The organism is Burkholderia sp. Ac-20392 (assembly GCF_017104585.1).
GTDB lineage: Bacteria > Pseudomonadota > Gammaproteobacteria > Burkholderiales > Burkholderiaceae > Burkholderia > Burkholderia lata.
The window spans coordinates 1-782 of the sequence record NZ_JAAGPB010001173.1; the positions used below are offsets into that span (position 1 = coordinate 1).

Consider the following 782-nt stretch of genomic DNA (forward strand, 5'->3'; position numbering starts at 1 on the left):
TACCTCTCTCCCCTGATATACCCTCTTTCCCTCCACTCCGGTCTTCCGATCTTGCTGGCCGCGCTCGACGCGTGGCTGTCGCGCTTGACCGGCGCCATGGATGTCGTCGTTGCGGTGCCGGTCGCGCATCGCCAGCGCCCGGAAACGCGTGCGCTGCTGGGCCTGTTCCTGAATACCGTCGCGCTGCGTGTGCACGTGGCGCCGACGCTGCCGTTCCGCGCGCTCATCGATGCGGCGCGTACGGCGGCGCTCGACGCGGTCGCGCACCAGGACGTGCCGTTCGAGCGCGTCGTCGATGCCGTGAAGCCGCCGGTCAAGCGCGGCGACGAATGGCTGCGCGTGAAATTCGCGCAGCAGTTCGACGCGCGGCACGACAGCGTGCTGCCGGGCGCGACGGCCGTTGCGACGCCGGGGCCCGATCTCGCTGCACGCTTCGACTTCGCTGTGGATTTCACCGACGATGCCAATGGCATTGAATTGGTCGCGGCTTATGCGACCGACTGCATCGACGCCGACACCGCGCGCGCATGGCTCGACAGCTATGCGGCGCTCGTTGGTGCGGCCGCGCGCGATCCGCACCAAACGACGGCCGTATTGCCGTGTGACGCGTCGGCCGCTTCGCGCCAGCCGCGCGACGGCCGCGCGCTGCGCGTAGATCGGAAGAGCACACGGCTGAAATCCAGTCACCAATTAACAACCTGTATTGCGGCTTTTTCTTGAAAAAAAAAAGAAACCACCCCACAATTCTATGTAATCACTCGATGACCCGTCTACCAACAGAC

1 pseudogene is annotated in these 782 nt (G+C 65.1%); it reads left to right on the top strand.

Annotation, left to right across the window (positions count from 1 at the left end):
* Nucleotides 1–657 (top strand): annotated as a pseudogene (locus tag G3N99_RS41455) (condensation domain-containing protein); the annotation flags it as partial.
* Between the last annotated feature and the right edge of the window lie 125 nt (nucleotides 658–782).